Here is a 19,106-nt window from a genome sequence, read left to right as displayed (position 1 = left end):
ATTTACTTTACAGGAATTTATATTAAAACAGCTTGTCTTTTTTTGAAAAAATTATAATTACGTTGTTTATAAAATCATCAATGTGTTTTATATTGTTTTTCAATTAGTTAGAATCAAGTCTATTTTCTTTTCCCGATAGCCATCGGGACTAACAGCGAAGCGGTCTATAATCTTTAGTCGGACAATAATGATTTTTTTCATGTATTAAGGTTGAATCCTTAAAGTTTTAATTTCAAAGGGTCTAAAAGTTAAAGTGCTCTTTCCATCGGCTGAAATTTGCAGTTTTTTAGAAAAATCCTCGTTCAAATTTGTCTCTTCAATAGAAGCAGGATGTGTTGGGAAATCAACTTCCGCAACCGTCGATTTTTGATTGGTTTCGTAAAGTCTGATAATAATTCCTTTGCCATTTTCTGCTTTTTTTATGGTTTGAAGTACAATATTGTCAGGCAAATCTTTTATGAAAATTTCAAGTTTAGAGGCTGTTGAATTTTTAGAAGCACTTTTCGAAATTAAAGTACTATTAAAGGCTTTTGCTTTTTGCACAACCCCTGCACTCGAATGGGCACCAGTATGAGGAAACACCGCATAGCTAAAGTTTTCGCCGCCATCTTCAGCAGCGCCTTTAACCGTATAATCCACTTTGGCCAATTCTTCATAAGTTTGTTTGCGTTGCCCATAAGAAAGAATCAAACGGATGCCATTCTTTTTCAAATCGTAACCATAACGTACATTGTCAAAAACGGCTACGCCATAATCTTCATCCGAAATATCCGTCCATTGGTGGGCGCAAAATGGCATTTTCAACGAATCGGCCGCTTTAAATTGCGCGCGGTTTATTTCCTCTTCCCCAAATTGAATCCCATGGTGCGCTTTAGTGGTGGTGAAATTAAGAGGAAAATCGACTTCCAGACGTTGTGGTTCTTTCCAATCGATGGTGGTTTTAAAGGATAATAGCTTACTTCCTTTTGTTAAATAAGCTTCTTGCTTGATGGTTGAAGTATTATAAGTGATGTTCATATTAAATGACGCTTTTAAGGCATCGAATGTTACGTTTGATGTTTGAACATTCGCTTCCCCGTTAAAAGGTTTTTCGCTGATGGCCGTGTCGCTATCTGCCGTAACCGCGTAGAACGTATTCCATTTTTTATCCCTTGGAACCAATTCCCTGTTTTCTTTTTTATCAAAATAACTGCTGATTTCCCCTTTTGCGTTAAAAGTGATTTTTACCAAATCATTCTCCAAAGTGTTTTGGGTCGCTGATAATTGAGTTGCATCTGTTGCACTATTTTGTTGCGGTTTCCAATAAAGCGTTATGAACGACATCGGGTCAAATTTTTTCAAATCCACAAATAATTTGCTGTTATGTGATACAAATGGAATGGCATTGCCTTTATCATCTACCAATTGCATGCCTACAGGAATTTTAGCGTTGGGAACTTCCACAACACCCGACATATTGACGCCCGACGGATTGAAAACCACCAAGGCATTATCATCGGTTGCCATTTTGATCAAAAGGAAATCCAAAGCCTTATCCCGAAGCACTTTTGTTTGCGCTTCCACATTGTGGATGCTGGCATTGGCTTCCAAAAGAACTTCTGGAACCGCCATTCCGGTAAGGATATCATGGAAATGATGAATCAACAATTCTTTCCATAAACGCTTTAAATCTTGTTCAGGATATTTAAATCCGTATTTCATGGCCATGGAAGATAACGCTTCGGTTTCCCTTAAACGTTGTTCCGCAGCACGGTTTCCTGTTTTTAAACCATTGGCATAAATATAGGTACGTTGCACAAAACGATCTGCTATAAGACGTTGATCGAATTCAGCAAATTTGTCAATGTTTTTCTTTTGGTTGGTAATATAATCGTACATATTGGTCCATTCCACTTTGGGGAAAGATGGTAAACTGCTCCCTTTTTTTTTCAGTTCCAATTGGTCTTCGGTGCCGCCGCCGCCGCCGTCGCCCCAACCAATCAACATAATTTGGTTATTGGTTGCTGCTTTGTCTTTAAACTGGTTATAAGTGCCCAATAATCTGCGTGGTCCAGGATCGGGGGCGTTATATGTGGTATATTTTTCTGGATCTGAAATGCCATAACCATGTACCGCACTCACAAATGGATATTCCCATGCCGGGGTACTCAAACCATTTACCAATATTTCGGTACCGTCAATGCCTTTCCATTTATAAATGATATGTTCGCCAATTTCTGGGGTATTAACACGCATGGCGACAAGATGGTCAATTCCAAAACCTTGTGCAATCTGTGGAAGGAACCGAGGGTAACCAAAAGTGTCGGGTAAAAAAAGGGAGTTTTTGGTAACGCCTAAAGTATTACGGTAATAATCCAAACCATATAAAAATTCCCTAACAATGCTTTCGCCCCCGGGAAGGTTCATATCCGTTTCACAATAGGTACTGCCATCTGCAACCCATTGGCCGGTTTTAATTTTTTCTTGAACCCTTTTGAATAATTTTGGAAACAATTGGCTCATTCGTTCGTAATGGTAAGGAGTTGTGAAAATGTATTTATATTCAGGATACCTATCCATGAGATACAAATTGTTCAAAACCAAGCGTTCTATTTTTTCATCGGTATTATCCAAGGTCCAGCGCCAAGCACTATCCAAATGGCCGTGGTCGAGCATTTTAAGGGTAAATTTGCTATCGGACATGGCTTCAATGTCCTTAAACCTCGATCTTACTGATGGCATAAATGCTTTCAGTTGGGTTCTAAACACGGTTGTTTTGGCAATATCCAAATTCAATTTTGCCATAATATCATTCGCCAATCCGCTGATTTCGGCAAACCCTTTGTCTTTTTCCGTTAATATGGATTTGGCTTCAATAAGAACGCGCATGTACCAATACAATTCATCAATATCTGGATCGCGCTCCACAACGCTTATTTCTTTGTAACCTCGTTTATTATCGTAAATTCCAAAAGATTTTAAGGTTATAAAATTTGGTTTCGTTTCGTCCAACAACTGGTTCAATGACCAATAAAAGTGCTGGCGCATTAAGGCTGCTTTAGACTCGCCATTCACATAAATAGTGGTTTCTGGCCACCCTGGTAAGGTCAATTCCATGGGTTGCAGGCAGAAAAAACGTTCCCATCCGGTTTCACTTTTTGGAAGTTTAGGAAGCTGTAACCAATAGGTTTCATGGCTTAAACGTTCGCCATTCAATACATTGGGGGAGATTTTTTTTGCAGAAGCAGGAATGGATTTTTTGGATTGATTGCCTTCTTTCCAACCTTCTTCATAATACACTTCATCTGCCTTCCAAACCACACGATGCCTTAATTGACTCAAGCGGTACAGATAGAGCACTTCGTGGGTTTCAAAAAATGGGTAGGGCATCACATGGCCATCCAATTCCAAATGGCCTCCCTCAAGTGCCAGATGGTCACCATCTGCGGCACGTTTAATGTAATCGAGCGTGTTTTGCTGTACGGCGGTTGGTGTTTGGGAAACCCCAGCACCAACAATGCAAAAGGTTGTTATAAAAAATACAATAATCTTTTTTTTCATCATTTAAAAATTAAAGGTTTTAGTTTAATCCAATTGTCTTTTCCAAGCGCCTGCACCCGCTGTTGATACAAATACATAAGGGACGCCATTTTGGTTGGCAATAACTGTAGATGTTAAACCGCCAAAATGCAAATTGTCTGTCCAGTCTTGCCAAGTTACCGTACCATTTTTTTGGATGGTTCCTTTAAAAACACCATAGGCTTTTTGCATGGTATGGTCATAAAAACTCATGATAATTTCATTTTTGTATCCCAAAGCCCCGCCTTTGTTCATAAATCTGAAATCATCAGCAATGGCATTATACCAACTATTTGCACGGAGTTTTTTTGCGGTTTCTTTAGTAATGACTGTTTTCCAAGTTTTACCTTCATCTAAAGAAAGCGCGCCTACAAAATTGGATCCATCGCCGCCTTTTTCTTTTGAAGCGCCAGAGAAAAACAGATATACTTTTCCCTTGTTTTCCCATGCTACAATTTCAGAATCCCAGTTGGCACCGTCATAGACTTTTGTCCACTGCCATTTTCCGTTTGTAGCTTCGCCTCTAAAAACACCTTCCTTGTCGCCTCTGGTTCCATTTATAAAAACAATGTTTTGGTTGGTAGGATGCGGTGCGATTTTTTTAACTGCATAAATGCCATCTGCAATCCCATTGGATATTTTTACACAGGTTGTTTCCTTACCTTCTTCGGTATTTTTTAAGGTTTGCTCAATATCATCAATCATGTACAAACCATTATCGGTAGAATAGACAAATACCCGTTTGTCATTTACAGGAGATACAGCTATGTCCCTAAAAACACCCGAAGGCAAACCTCCTTTTTGTTGCCAGCCACCGCCTATAAATACCCACTGGTCTTTCGGTGAATTGTTTACCAATCGCTTTGCATATAGGTTTCCGTTTAATGCTCCACCTCCATAACCGCTGGTCATTTGTGCAACCACAATTGGAGTATTACTTCTATTGGCAATATCCACAGCTTGAACATCGGATATGGGCGGAATCGTTAACCTATGTTGCATATTGGACCATGTTTTTCCACCATCCCAACTTTCAACAGCACCATTATCGCCCATACCTTGAACGACGTAGTTATTGTGAACAGCAATATCATAGGTGTACGTGCTTTCTGTACCTCTACTTGCATAAGTGGGGAACTCCATGCCCCATTGGGAAACCTTTATGGATTCATTAGGAATGCAATATTTGTTTTTCCATTGATATGTATCCCCATCTAACAGACCCTGAAAAATGGTTTGATTGGTGGTGGACCACAGAGCTCGCTCCCAATTTAATGGCGTATAATGAACAAATCGTGGATTGGTTGGCGCAAAATCCCAACCGGTATCAAAGCCTTTCGTTCCCACCCAAATAGTGCTCCATGAATAATGGGACAACATATCGCCATGCCATTCAAAAGTGCCTTCAAAAACACCTTCTCTACCACTTTGAAGTCCAAAAGTGACCTTATGTGAATCTGTTTTGGAGCGAGGATCTACTTCCGGATGCCAAAAATCATAATTACCTAAAAACTCGTTGTTCCCAAAGCTTACCTCAATCCAATTAATTGTAGAGGTTGAAGACGCATATAGATATCCTTTGTTTCCATTGGTGCTGTACGCTGCATAAAGTATTTTCCCGTCCGGACTCAATGCTACGCCTCTATTTTTTTCTGTGCTTGAAGGACTTTTAATTTTTTCCCATGTTTGTCCGGCATCGCTACTCTTATAAATGCCCATGCTAGAACCTACATAAACAACGTTGCTATCTGTTTTATCAAACTCAATATTAACAACATTTCTGTCTTCACTTATGTCGGTGTCAAAATAAACCAAGTTCCATGTGTTGCCTGCATCAGTAGACCTGTAAATTTCCCCTTTTCCAGATTGTTTCAGACCAAAAGTATCGGAGAATTCATAATCGTCTCGCCAACCTACACCGGCAATGACTATATTATTGTTATGAGGATTTACAGCAAGGGTGGCAATGGAGGTTCGCTTGGTTTGTTCTATTAATTTGAATGTTTTACCACTATCACTTGACACTTCCAGACCATAAAGCGTCCCAACAAATAGTTTGCTGGTATCCCCTTTGGAATAGGCAACTGAAAACACGCGGTTTTGATGAAGGTCTCCCATAATGTGCCAAGACTCACCGTCATCCAAAGTTTCATATATGCCTTCCATATCGGAGACAAGAATCAACCTACCTGGAGTATTTGGATCGCAAACAATGTCCTGTACCTGCCCTCCAGCGCCCGGGTTTATGGATTGCCATTGTGAAAAGCCACTAAAATTGCTAGTGAAGACTATAAGATATAAAAGTATTTTTTTCATAAAACAAAAACGAATTTTAAGGTTTAGTACCATACAAACTTATAGTCTTGTATAAAAACAACCCTTTTAAATTCTAAATTAAAAGATATATAAAATGTGCTTATTTTGAAAAGGCTTTAGAAAAAAGAAGCCGTCAAAATAATTGTTTGACGGCTCTTTATCTTTATTAAAAATATTTATTGGGTTTTAAACCTCCATACTTGCCCTCTTGTTTTACCTCCCTTTTGGTCGTCTACAACCACCATCCAGTAATAATTTGTGGCAGCATTTACATCTACATTTAGGGATGTGCTTGTTAAAGCACTACTTTTTAATGTAACTGGTGGGTTTTGGGTACCGAAATAGACATCATAAACCAAAGTATCATCTACATCTACATCTTTGGCAGACCAACTTAATGTTGAAGTGGTTCCAGACACCGTGGTATCCATTATAGGCGATACTAATAAAGGGGAGAACGGCAAATAATTTGAAACACCGAACGCTTCGGTATAAAATTGATAAGTAACGGAATACGTACTTGGGTCGTTTTCAACATCCATAGCCCGAACCCTCCAATAATAGGCCTTGTTCCTATCTAGGGATACCGTTGCTGAAGTTGTTGTAATGTCCTTTACATTCTTCACAATTTGGCTGAATTGCCTATCAGAAGCAATCTCCAGCTCATATTTTACCTCATAGCCTTCAAAATCGGTTGAGGCTGTCCATTTAAAAGTTATTGGATTTTCAAGACATAATAAATTATCCGTTGGATACACTTGCTCTGGCACTGTAGGCACAACATTAGCTACAGACCTCCAATTATTTTCATCATCGCACGACCATAAGCCGATAGAAATTATTAACATATAAATACACTTTTTCATTGTCTTATTGTTTTATTATTTTAAAGTTGCTTGGTTTATCCAAAAGTACTCTTGCAAAATAAACGCCAGCAGATTCCTTTTCAATATTGAGTTGAACTTTGCCCGAAATGATTGGATAAGATCTTGAGGAAATCAATTGAGATTGCATGTTATACAGGTCAATAATAACTTCCTTCTTTTCTATTGGTAATTCAATCTCGAATTTACCATGTGTTGGGTTTGGATATGCTGAAATAACACCAATCAAATCAATGGTTTCCATAAAAACACCTTCACATTCTTTCTCTGTTTTTACTTGTACAACATCTCCATGGTCTACTCCTATTGAAAACGAAGTTGATGATGTGATCAAAACGGATATACCATTCACTAATACATTAAAAGGAGATGTTCCAGTATCTATATCAATAGACATCTCACCTTTTTTAACACTAGATTTTCCTGTAATGTTTTTCCCTCCAACTATTTCTGCATTATAACATTGCTTGAAATTTTCCGAGGCAATGGTTATACAAAACTCATAATTCCCTGGAGCCAAACCATCAACCGTTAAATCTTTGGTAAAGTTGTAAGTTATACCATTTATGGTCGTTACAAAACCATAGGTTTTTTTAGCTTTAACGATCACTTGTCCATTTTTCTTGCCAGGACACGTTTCTCCAACAATTTCAATATTGAAATTATCGTAAGGAACGCCACTTTCTTCTAAAGTGGTTGCGGCACTTTCATTGGAATAACCGGAATTTCCTAAACCGTTTTTTGCAGAAACTCTGTAGGTATATTTGGTAAGAGGAACTAAGCCAATATCGGCATATCCAGTAATATTTGCATTAACTGTTGCAATAACCTCAAAATCGCCACTGGATTTCCGCTCAATTATAAAACCAGTTTCTTTATAGTCGCTATCCGTCCATTTTAAATCAATTTGATTATCGGAAGCAGCTGTAGCAACTAAATTTTTAGGTTTTGCAGGAGGTGTTGTAACGATGCATTTTTCTTTTAATGAAACCGCATCCACCCAGACATCGCTATTGTCATTTCCTAAGAAAAAATGAAATTGTGATACGGTGCTTTCTGCCGTCATGGTAAACTCATAGGGTCCATAAGTTGCAGCCTGCGTTGTTACATTAACTTGCTTTTCCAAGAAATTGTTCCAAGGTGCTTCTCCTCTTAAAACAGCTATACGTATTGGTTTTGCTGCCGTTGCTTTTGCCATGAAAGATAATTCGTATGTTACGCCTGCTTTTAATTTTGGCAAGCCACTTTGGTAATATTGGATATCCGAATCTTTAGCTCCAGCTTTCTCAATAGTTATTTTAACGGACATTGTTCCAGATAATTGCGAATCTAGATCTGCTTTAAATGAAGCGGTGCCCGTTGTGTTGTTATAAGGTATCCAATCTGTATCTCCATTATCAAACTCGCCATTTTTAAGCAGATTGGGATTAGTACATCCGGCATCTCCGCCATTGTCATCATCAGTGGTTGCAGAAATTTCATTGCTCCAGGCAGACACTCCTGAAGTATTTATTGCTTTGATGCGATACATATACGCAGATCCAGCAGCTAAATTCATATTTGAATATGAGGTTGTATTGGCACTAACCGTTGCAATTTCTGTATAAGCACCAGTACTTTTACGTTCTATGGTAAATCCACTTTCATCGGTACTGTTATCGCTCCAGGTTAAATCTATTTGGTTAGCCGATATGGCAACCGCGGTTAAAGCAGATGGTGCATTTGGCACAATAACATTACATTTCTCCTTCAAAACAATGGCATCTACCCAAACATCACTGATGTCTTTTCCTAAGAAGAAATGGAACTGGGATACGACACTTTCAGCTGTCATTGTAAATTCAAAAGGCCCATACGTTTTAGCTTCTGTTGAAAGATCAATATTTTTTTCCAAGAAATTAGTCCAAGGACTCTCGCCTTTTAATACAGCAATACGGATAGGTTTCGTTGCTGCAGCTTTAGCCCTAAAGGTTAATTCATAGGTTTTACCAGCTTTTAAAATTGGTAAGCCTGATTGATAGAATTGTACCTGGTTGTCCGTGCCACCCGTGGTGGTTATTGTTATTTTGGTAGATAGCACGCCCGATAAAACACCGTTAGAATCTGGAGCGGCACTACCACTAGCGGGTCCTGCTGCGTCAAAATAAGAAACCCAACCCGATAAACCTGTATCGAATTCTCCGTTATTTATTAAATTAGGATATGCACATCCACCAGTGCTACTTGCACTGGTTGTTGCAGCACTTTCATTTGAATATTCAGAATTTCCACCAGCGTTTTTGGCAACTACCCGATAGGTATATGCTGTAGCACCATTTAATCCTTTATCTGAATAGGTTTTTACATTGGCTCCAACAGAAGCAACGATTTCAAAAGCAGCATTCGATTTTCTTTCAATTGAAAATCCTGTTTCGTTATCGGAAGCATCCGTCCACGATAAATCTATTTGACTAGAAGAAATGGATTTCGCTACCAAATCTGAAGGTTTATTTGGCACTGCGGTGTTACATTTCTCTTTTAAAACAATAGCATCAAACCAAACATCATTGTTGTCTCTACTTAAAAAGAAACCAATACGTGCTACACTTGTATTAGCACTCACCGTAAACTCGAAAGGACCGTAGGCTGTAGAAGTGTCCGTTAAGCTTACATCTTTTGAGAGAAACCCAGTCCACGGTGCTGCACCTAGGAATACGCCCACCCGTATGGATTTTGGAGCTGCCGCTTTTGCTGTAAAAGTAACTTCGTAAGTTTTACCTGTTGACAATGCTGGTAAATTTTGATAAAACTGCACATCGGAATCTTTTGTACCGTCAACTGTTGTAATGGTAATTTTTGCAGAATTCGCACCAGAAAGACCGCCATCGGTTACCACAGTTTGCGTTGCAACTACCCCTGTATTTTTGTAGAACACCCAATTATCTGAATTGGAATCAAATTCCCCATTAACTATTAAATCAGGTCCACCACAAACCCCAGCATCCGTAGTCGCTGTGCTTTGGTTTGAATAGTCTGAATTTCCAAGATCATTTTTGGCAACCACCCGATAGGTGTAAAGAGTTGCAGCAACCAAACCAGTATCAGAATATGACGTGATATTGGCACCAAGGGTTGCAATGGCTTCAAAAGCACCCGTTGATTTACGTTCCACTATAAAACCAGTTTCGTCATCAGAGTTGTCTTTCCAAGTTAAATTTATTTCAGATGAAGAGGTAACCGTAGAAGTAAGTTCTGAAGGCGCATTGGGACCAATGGCAGCGCACTTTTGTTTTAAAACAATAGCATCCAACCATATGTCGTTATTGTCCTTGCTTAAAAAGAAATCCAAACGTGCCACATCACTATTCTGTGTCATGGTAAATTCATACGGGCCATAAGTGGCAACTTGGTTTGTTAAAGTAATATTCTGTGATAAAAACCCTGTCCATGGCGCTTGACCTAACAAGACGCCTAAGCGAATCTCTTTGGTTGCTGCTGCTTTAGCGGTAAAAGTAACCTGATACGTTAACCCGTTTTGTAAGGTTGGCAACCCTTGAAAAAACTGTATATTGGAATCAGAAGTACCCGTAACAGAAGGTATTGTGATTTTCACGGCATTCGCTCCCGAAATAGTGGCATCTGTAACTACCTCGGCAGTGACACTGCTGCCTGTGTTATCATACAGTTCCCAATTATCCAAAGCTGTATCAAACTCATTATTTTTAATAAGGTTTGTGCTAGCACAGGCCCCCACATCTGTAGTGCTGGCACTAACTTCATTGGAATATACTGAATCGCCAAAATCGTTTTTCGCCATAACCCTGAATGTATAGGCGGTATTGGCTTTTAACCCTGTGATGGAATTAGAAGTTACGTTGGCGCCCAGCGTCGCTACCGTTTCAAAATTATCGTTTATTTTTTGCTGAACCACAAATCCGGTCTCGTTATCAGAATTGTCAACCCAACTTAAATCTATTTGGGTTGATGAAAATGGGCTTGCCACTAAAGCGGTGGGTGCTTTTGGGGCACCACATTTTTCTTGCACCACTAAAGCATCAAACCAAACATCGTTAGCATCTTTACCTAAAAAGAAATCCAGACGTGCTGCAGTAGTTGCTGTTGCTACGGTAAAGTCAAAAGGACCATAGCTGGCAGACTGATCTGTTAATGTGATATCTTTAGACACAAACCCAGTCCAAGGTGCTGCTCCCAATAGAACGCTCATACGAATATCCTTAGCAGCAGCAGCTTTTGCCTTAAAGGTTACTTGGTAGGTAGCGCCCGGTGTTAATTCTGGTAAATTGGAATAAAATTGTACATCGGAATCTTTTGTTCCAGGAACGGTAGTAATGGTTACTTTGCCGGCATTTCCTCCAGACATACCCGCATCTGTAACCACTTCTGATGTGGCAACAACTCCTGTGTTTTTGTATAGTACCCAATTATTAAGCGCATCATCAAATTCTGGGTTCGGAATTAAATTAGCATTCTCGCAAACAATAATTTTTTCTGCGGTGGTGCCTATGATGGTGTTTGAATAATCTGAAGAACCTGCCGCATTGAATGCAATAACCCTATAGGTGTAAGCTGTTAACGGATTCAAATCTTTATCAGCATAAGACGTATCATCCGCAGCTAAAGTGGCTACTGTAATATAAGTATTGTCTTTTTTGCGTTCAACTCTAAAACCGTTCTCATTAGTAGCATTGTCTGTCCAACTCAACTTAACGGTAGTACCCAAAATTTCTGAAACTGCTAAGTTTGAAGGTGCCACTGGCATGGTTACCGTACTAGCTCCCAAGGGGCGTCTCCAAGCACCAGCACCCGCCGTAGTGGCATAGATATAAGGTTCGCCTTGAAAATCCCTAACAATAGCAGATGTTAAACCACCAAAAGGGATGTTGGCAGTAAAATCTTCCCAAGTTACATTACCAGAGCCATCAATAGTTCCTTTATAAATGCCAAAGGTTTTTTGTTGTCTATGGTCATAGTAATTCATGATGATCTGGTTTTTATATCCTGCCACACCACCTTTATTTCTAAAGCCAAAGTCGTCTGAAATAGCATCAAACCAACTCGGACTTGTCAAACCTTTGGCAGTTTCTTTGGTGATGACTGTTTTCCAAGTCACACCATCATCTAAGGAAAGTGTGCCAATAAAATTGTTCCCATCGCCACCAACTTCAGAAGAAGCACCTGAGAAAAACAAGTATAATTGCCCTTCATTTTCCCAAACCTGTATTTCAGAATCCCAACCAGAACCCTCATATAACTTAGTCCAAACCCAATCATCAGCAATTTTTTCGCCTTTAAACACACCTTGCTTGCTACCTAATGTACCATTTATATAAACAATATCTGCATTGGTAGGGTGTGGTGCTATTTTTTTAACGGCATAAATACCATCAGCCACACCGTTATTGATTTTGGCCCACCAGGCATTTCTACCTTGCTCCGCCTCACTATAAGCCCATCCTATATCATCCATCATATATAACCCTTGATTTGTAGAGTATGCAAAAACTCTATCTTTCTTTACGGGAGACACAGCAACATCTCGCAATACCCCAGATGGTAATCCTTTCCATTCCCAGCCTCCTGCCAAGAACAACCATTTATCATCAGGTGAATGGCTGTTTAATTTTTTAGCATACAAACTTCCGTTGGCAGCATTGCCTCCATAACCACTCGTCATCTGTGCTACCACCATTGGAGTGCCATTGCCTACCGCAATATCAACTGCCTGAACATCTGCAAGTGGAGGGTTGCCTAGTCTATGTTGAATATTTGACCACGAAAATCCGTTATCCCAACTTTCCATGGCGCCGTTATCTCCTTGGCCTTGCACTATGTAATTGTCATGCACAGCGATGTCATAGGAATAAGTGCTTTCTGTACCACGACTGCTATACGTTGGCCATTCAGTATTCCATTGTGAAACTTTTATGGCCATATTGGGCTTAGAATATTTATTGTGCCAAGTGTACGTATTACCACTTGGTTTGCCTTGAAAAATGGTTTGATTGGTGGTAGACCACATGGCTCTGTCCCAATTGCTGGGTGTATAATGTACATATCTAGGATTTGGAGATGCGTTATCCCATCCATTGTCATAACCTTCAGTGCCTTTCCAAACAGTTTTCCATGAATACGTTGTTAAAGCATCGCCACTCCAATTAAAAGTAGCTTCAAACAGGCCTTCACGACTATTTTGTAAAGCGACTGTTAATTTGTGTTCACCCCCCGTAGATCTAGGATCTACTTCTGGGTACCAAAAGTCTTGAGCTCCAATGGCTACCCCACTACCAGCCGTAACTTGTTGCCAGTTAATTGTTGATGTAGGCGAAGCATATATATTACCGTTGTTTCCGTTGGCAGTGTAAGCAGCGTATATAACTTTGCCATCTGGACTTAAGGCAGCACCTTTGTTTTTTAAAGTACCTAAAGGTGCATTTATTTTGGTCCAAGTTAATCCAGCATCTGTACTTTTAAAAAGCCCTTTTCCCGAACCTATATATACTACATTACCATTAGTGGCATCAAACTGGATAGAAAACACATTCCTGTCTGATCCAGCATCTGTATCAAAATTGACCATCGTCCAGGTTGCACCGCCGTCGCTAGACCTATATATTTCACCATTTGCATTTTGTTGTAAGCCAAAAGTGTTTGAAAAATCATAATCATCTCTCCAGCCAATTCCAGCAATAACAATATTTTCATTATTAGGATCCACAGCGATGGCTCCAATAGATTTTTTCTTAGTTCCTGAAACAAGAGTAAAGGTATTCCCACCGTCATTGGACACTTCCAAGCCATACAAAGTTCCCACATAAAGCTTATTTACATTTCCTTTAGCAAATGCTACTGCATAAGCACGGTTTTGATGCAAGGATCCCTTTACGTGCCATGATTCTCCATGATCTACGCTTTCGTAGATTCCTTCCATATCAGAAGCCAAAATAAGTCGACCATCAGTATTTGGATCTGGAACAACATCTTGCACCTGACCACCAGCGCCTGGATTTATTGATTGCCATTGCCCATAACTGATAGAGCAATACAATAGTAATACAGCAATTAAAGTAATTTTCTTCATCGAATATTAAAGTTTAAATTATAAAGTATGAAATTGACATTTAAATTGCTCCGAACTTAATGAGAGTAAATAATCTTACCCTATTAATTTTGAAATCAGAAGTAAATTGTTTTAAGTAATTCTCAATTTATAGCGTGTTTTTATATGTATTGTTAAAAAATGGCTTTGCGATTTCACAATTTCATAAAATGCCATCACAACCTATAAACACCTCACTTCTTGTAATGTTTATTCTCTTTGAAATTATCAATCCGAAGAATTTAAAGGTGGGATACATTTACTTTTTCTGGGAAATTAAAAAAGTTCAAAAAAAACGCTTCACACATCATACTAAGTGTTCATGTATTTTTGGTATAAGAGCAAGGATGCAAATAAAACCATCATACGGCCAAAAGCAAATTAAGTGGGCAAATATTGTGTTTAGTATGCTCGCTAAGCAAACCATTATTTATTAAAACCAACTTTAATATGTATATCATTAACAACTACCCATTAGCTGTATTTTTCTGCTTCATTACCATGCTCTGCTGGGGGTCGTGGGCAAATACTCAAAAATTATCCAGTAAAAAATGGCCATTTCAATTATTTTATTGGGATTACTCTATAGGTATTTTACTAATTACCCTACTCTTGGCATTTACCTTAGGCTCTACAGGAGAGGAAGGACGAAGTTTTTTAAAAGATGTACAACAAGCAGAGAGAACCTATATTTGGTATGCCCTAATAGGAGGTGCTATTTTTAATTTTGCCAATTTGTTATTGGTCATTGCAATTGATATTGCAGGTATGGCCATTGCCTTTCCCATTGGCATTGGTATTGCGCTTGTTTTAGGTGTTATTACCAATTATATGGATACTCCAGAAGGCAATCCAATATACTTGTTTTTGGGTGTTATATTTGTAGCATTTGCTATAATTCTTGATGCTTTAGCTTATAAAGCGATTACGAAAGAGGATAAACAATCTTCTTCAAAAGGTATTATAATTTCTTTATTAGCAGGTATTGCGATGGGATTTTTCTATAAATACGTTGCCCTATCCATGGCTTCTAATTTTGTAACACCAGAAGTTGGCAAATTAACCCCATATACTGCATTAGTAACATTTTCGCTAGGTTTGCTTCTTTCGAATTTCCTATTCAATACATTTAATATGTACAAACCCATTGCAGGAAAAGCAGTAACTTATAATGATTATTTTAAAATTGGAACACCAAAACTACATGGCATTGGAATTTTAGGTGGCATTATTTGGGGTATTGGCATGTCATTTAGCATTCTAGCCTCTGAACAAGCAGGCCCTGCAATTGCCTACGGATTGGGGCAAGGGGCAACTTTAGTTGCCGCCATTTGGGGGGTGTATATTTGGAAAGAATTTAAAGATTTACCCAAAAGTAAAAATTGGTTACTAGCCCTCATGTTTCTATTCTTTATCTTAGGAATCGGACTCATTATCTATGCGAAAATTGCCTAAAAATAAAAAAATTCCTGAAACCGACTATCCTCGAGGCAGTCCCGATAGCTATCGGGACATAGAGGTATTTCGCCGTCCCGATAATTATCGGGATTATATTTTGCCCCTCCCGGAATTGCGAAAAGGCAATCCCGACCTCCCCAAAGGGGAGGTAAATTCGGAAACCCCGAGGTAGAACCGTCGGGGAATTATTTAGATTAAATTATTAAAACAAACATATATGGATTTAGTAGTAGTTGGAAGCTCTAACATGGATTTAATTATTAAGGTTCCTCAGATACCAAAAATTGGAGAAACAGTTTTGGGCGGAAAATTTGCTTCCGTATTTGGTGGAAAAGGTGCTAATCAAGCTATTGCGGCACAACGCTTTGGTGGCAACATTACTTTTATTACGAAAATTGGTGCTGATGCCTTTGGAGAAAATATGAAAAATCATTTTATAGCCGAAGGATTATCTCCAAAAACAATTTTAACCGACCTTAAAGAACCTACTGGTATTGCTCAAATTTTAGTTTCGGAAAAAGGAGAAAACTCCATTGCCGTGGCTCCAGGTGCCAATATGAATTTGACCATGGAAGATATTCATAGTTTAAAAGACATTATCAAAAACGCAAGCTATGTTTTGGTACAACTGGAAATTCCTATTGAAACAGTTAATAGCATTATCGAAATTGCATACCAGAATAACACGAAAGTTATATTAAACCCTGCCCCGGCACAAAAAATACCTAAAGAAATACTACAAAAAGTTTGGTTGATTACGCCCAATGAAACAGAAGCTGAACTACTTACCGGTATAAAAATTTCTGATTTAAAAAACACGAAAAAAGCCGGAAAAATCTTATTGGAAAAAGGAATAAAAAATGTAATTATAACTTTAGGATCAAATGGTTGCTACCTCGTTAATAAACATAAAACCACCCATTACAAATCTTTTAAAGTAAAAGCTGTAGATACCACAGCTGCAGGCGATGTTTTTAATGGAACTCTCGCCGTTGCTTTATCCCAACATAGAAATTTTGAAGAATCCATCCCTTTTGCTTGTGCTGCAGCGGCCATATCGGTAACAAAAAACGGCGCACAACCTTCTATTCCTAATTTTGAAGAAACACAAGAGTTTCTCAAACAAGCTAACAAAAACGGATGAAAAAAGAGCTATTATTAATTCTTACAATACTGTTTTTTAATCCCAGTCTTTTTGCGCAACTAAAATCCTTTGAAACGGAAGTAACCAGCAAAGAGAACATGAAATTTTATTTGTATACGCCTATTGAGAAACAAGATGTTTACCCATTAGTGGTTTTTTTACATGGCGGCGGTCAAAGTGGTTCAGACCTTAATCTTGTTAAAGAACATGGTTTACCTAAGTTGATTAATGAGGGCAAAAACTTTCCTTTTTATGTATTTGCACCCCAAAACCCTAATAAAAATGGGCTGTGGGACGATAAAGTCATTAATAAAATGGTTGACCATTTAGTGGATTCCTTGTCCATTGACACCAAACGAATCTACCTTACAGGACTCAGCAGAGGAGGCGATGGTATTTGGAGAATGGCCGTTAACAACCCTAATAAATACGCAGCGATGCTTTCTGTTTGCGCAGCCAATATCCCAATGGTATATATCAATTGGGTGCCTAATTTGCCTGTATGGTTTTTTCATGGCGAAAAAGATAGCATAGTTCCTGTAGAACAAACTATTCAGGCTTATGAAAAATTAAAACAATTCAATCCAGATGCGAAACTTACCCTTTACCCAAATGCGGATCATGATAGTTGGACGGAAACTTTCGAAAATGATGCCATTTTTATTTGGCTACTCTCTCACAAATTAAAATAGTCAACCAGACTTAATATTAAAATTTCGGTTAAAGAAGAACGCTATTGGTAAGTTAACGTGAATAATGGATAACCCTATTGAGCCGAAAATGTCCCTTCCCCAACCCTAAAGGGTGATACATTTTCTATATTTCAGGAATTTTTCCACCCTTTAGGGAGGGGAAAAATAAAAATTCAATCTTAATTTTCTTATTATTCAGGTTAAGTTAGAGAAATATTCCAATCAATCTAAGCTATTCTTAAACTATAAATTTTATGATTCCCTTTTTTGGTTATGAATTCTCAGCAAGACTTGAATGTCTTAAGTATTTAAATGAGTTCCATCATAATTGCATATTTCAAAATATTGTTTTTTGGAAATTAAGGCCGACCATCCACCTATATTGTGTGTACGACAAATCTTTTTTTTTTCGAAATTTATCCGATAACAAATATGGTTTGCACTCAGGATTTGCCGTTAAATACCAACAAGAGGTTTTCGAAACCTTATGGGTCAAGATTCCAGTTTAGGGAAATTTATCGTGTACCCGCTCCAAAAGGCTTCTACCTATTTTAAAAAATTAACCTAGGTGCATGCTGGGAGTACTGCTTTGGTAGCATGAACTGTTATTACCATCGTAATTTATGCTATAAATAAGCTTTGATACGTTTAGCTACTTCTTGAAATTCCTCTGCGGAAAGTTTTACTTTTTGAATAAAACGGGCATCTTCCATAGTATGCAACGGAATTAAATGCACATGGGCATGAGGTACTTCCAAGCCAATAACCGTAACCCCGACTCTGTTACATGGAATTGCTTTTTCAATAGCTTTTGCAACCTGTCTTGAAAACTGCATCAAGCCTGTATAAGTAACTTCATCCAAATCGAAAATCTTATCAATTTCCTTTTTAGGAATACAAAGCGTATGCCCTTTGGCATTCGGGTTTACGTCTAAAAATGCTAAAAAATCATCGGTTTCGGCAATTTTGTAACAAGGTATTTCGCCATTAACTATTTTAGTGAAAATTGAAGCCATAGAGCCATAGTTTTAATTCAGACCTGTCAGGTTTTTAAAAACCTGACAGGTCTATTTAATTTATTTTTTATCTAGAAATCTCAATAACATCAAATTTCATAACACCATTGGGCACCTGTATTTCGGCTACGTCGCCAACCGATTTTCCCAAAAGCCCTTTTCCTATGGGTGAATTCACCGAAATTTTTCCCGAAGCTAAATCCGCTTCACCATCGGCAACCAAGGTATAGACCATTTCTTTTCCGTTGGTTTGGTTTTTTATTTTCACTTTAGATAAAACCAAGGCCTTAGAATTATCCATTTGCGATTCGTCAATAATTCGCGCGCCAGCCAAAGCATCTTCTAATTTGGCAATGCGCATTTCCAACATACCTTGTGCTTCTTTGGCAGCATCGTATTCGGCGTTTTCACTTAAATCGCCTTTATCCCGAGCTTCAGCAATGGCTTTGGACGCTTTTACACGCTCCACATCTTTCAATTGCTTTAGTTCGTCCCTTAATTTTTTTAGTCCTTCAGGTGTATAGTATGATACTTTACTCATAACTTCATCGTTTTATTAATAGTAAAATGCTGAAACCTACTTCGACAACGCACAGTACAGGAGTTCAGCATAAAAAAATCCCGTTTACACGAGATTGCATAACAAAAGTACAAAATTTTAGTCAACTATTTATGGATACCTTATAAAGTACTTTCCCTCTTACCTTAAATAAAAAATAAAAATGTTAAGAGGAAATATACAAAATATTCAGCTCATTTTGTTTAATGTTGTAAATTGAAACGCCCATGATTGAATTTTATCCTTACAGAGAAATGATTATCAAGGCGTTCCATACCTGTACTGAGCGCGGTCGAAATATAACTTATAAAAAACAAATAATATAAACACATGAAACGAGCATGTTAAAAGCATTATCACCCAACGAAATGATTAATAGCGAA

9 protein-coding genes are annotated in these 19,106 nt (G+C 38.3%); 3 read left to right on the top strand and 6 right to left on the bottom strand.

The window, feature by feature from the left end; all coding sequences use genetic code 11:
* Positions 1–204: 204 nt before the first annotated feature.
* From ACU1LP_RS08195 to ACU1LP_RS08180, 4 genes are all read right to left on the bottom strand, one after another.
* A complete protein-coding gene (locus tag ACU1LP_RS08195) occupies positions 205–3,543 on the bottom strand; it encodes an alpha-mannosidase (RefSeq protein ID WP_445736021.1) in 3,339 nt (1,112 codons plus the stop codon).
* Between the two features lie 21 nt (positions 3,544–3,564).
* Entirely contained in the window at positions 3,565–5,874 is a 2,310-nt protein-coding gene (locus ACU1LP_RS08190) for a WD40/YVTN/BNR-like repeat-containing protein (RefSeq protein WP_445736020.1), read from the bottom strand.
* 176 nt (positions 5,875–6,050) lie between these two features.
* On the bottom strand, positions 6,051–6,740 hold the full coding sequence (locus ACU1LP_RS08185; protein ID WP_445736019.1) for a hypothetical protein: 690 nt from the start codon (positions 6,738–6,740) through the stop codon (positions 6,051–6,053).
* A gap of 4 nt (positions 6,741–6,744) precedes the next feature.
* Entirely contained in the window at positions 6,745–13,836 is a 7,092-nt protein-coding gene (locus ACU1LP_RS08180; RefSeq protein ID WP_445736018.1) for a fibronectin type III domain-containing protein, read from the bottom strand.
* Between the two features lie 468 nt (positions 13,837–14,304).
* On the opposite strand from ACU1LP_RS08180, the gene ACU1LP_RS08175 reads away from it, so the two are divergent.
* The 3 genes from ACU1LP_RS08175 (at position 14,305) to ACU1LP_RS08165 (ending at position 17,148) form a co-directional block, all read left to right on the top strand.
* The gene (locus tag ACU1LP_RS08175; RefSeq protein WP_445733954.1) at positions 14,305–15,309 is read left to right on the top strand and encodes a GRP family sugar transporter; all 1,005 of its coding nucleotides are present in this window, start codon (positions 14,305–14,307) and stop codon (positions 15,307–15,309) included.
* 220 nt (positions 15,310–15,529) lie between these two features.
* The gene (gene rbsK, locus ACU1LP_RS08170) at positions 15,530–16,456 is read left to right on the top strand and encodes a ribokinase (protein ID WP_445733953.1); all 927 of its coding nucleotides are present in this window, start codon (positions 15,530–15,532) and stop codon (positions 16,454–16,456) included.
* Positions 16,453–17,148: a carboxylesterase family protein gene (locus tag ACU1LP_RS08165; RefSeq protein ID WP_445733952.1), complete on the top strand. Its 696-nt coding sequence runs from the start codon at positions 16,453–16,455 to the stop codon at positions 17,146–17,148. Before rbsK ends, ACU1LP_RS08165 begins: the two co-directional genes overlap by 4 nt.
* A gap of 626 nt (positions 17,149–17,774) precedes the next feature.
* Here ACU1LP_RS08165 and ACU1LP_RS08160 read toward each other — a convergent pair.
* Both ACU1LP_RS08160 and greA read right to left on the bottom strand, forming a co-directional pair.
* Positions 17,775–18,164, bottom strand: coding sequence for an HIT family protein (locus ACU1LP_RS08160; RefSeq protein ID WP_445733951.1), 390 nt, complete (start codon positions 18,162–18,164; stop codon positions 17,775–17,777).
* A 67-nt stretch (positions 18,165–18,231) separates the two neighbouring features.
* Positions 18,232–18,705 carry a transcription elongation factor GreA gene (gene greA, locus ACU1LP_RS08155; RefSeq protein WP_445733280.1) on the bottom strand — a complete coding sequence of 158 codons (474 nt, stop codon included), beginning with the start codon at positions 18,703–18,705 and terminating at the stop codon, positions 18,232–18,234.
* Between the last annotated feature and the right edge of the window lie 401 nt (positions 18,706–19,106).

The sequence above is a fragment of the Mariniflexile sp. genome (genome assembly GCF_052728615.1).
This window is presented reverse-complemented; position numbering and strand designations above follow the sequence as displayed.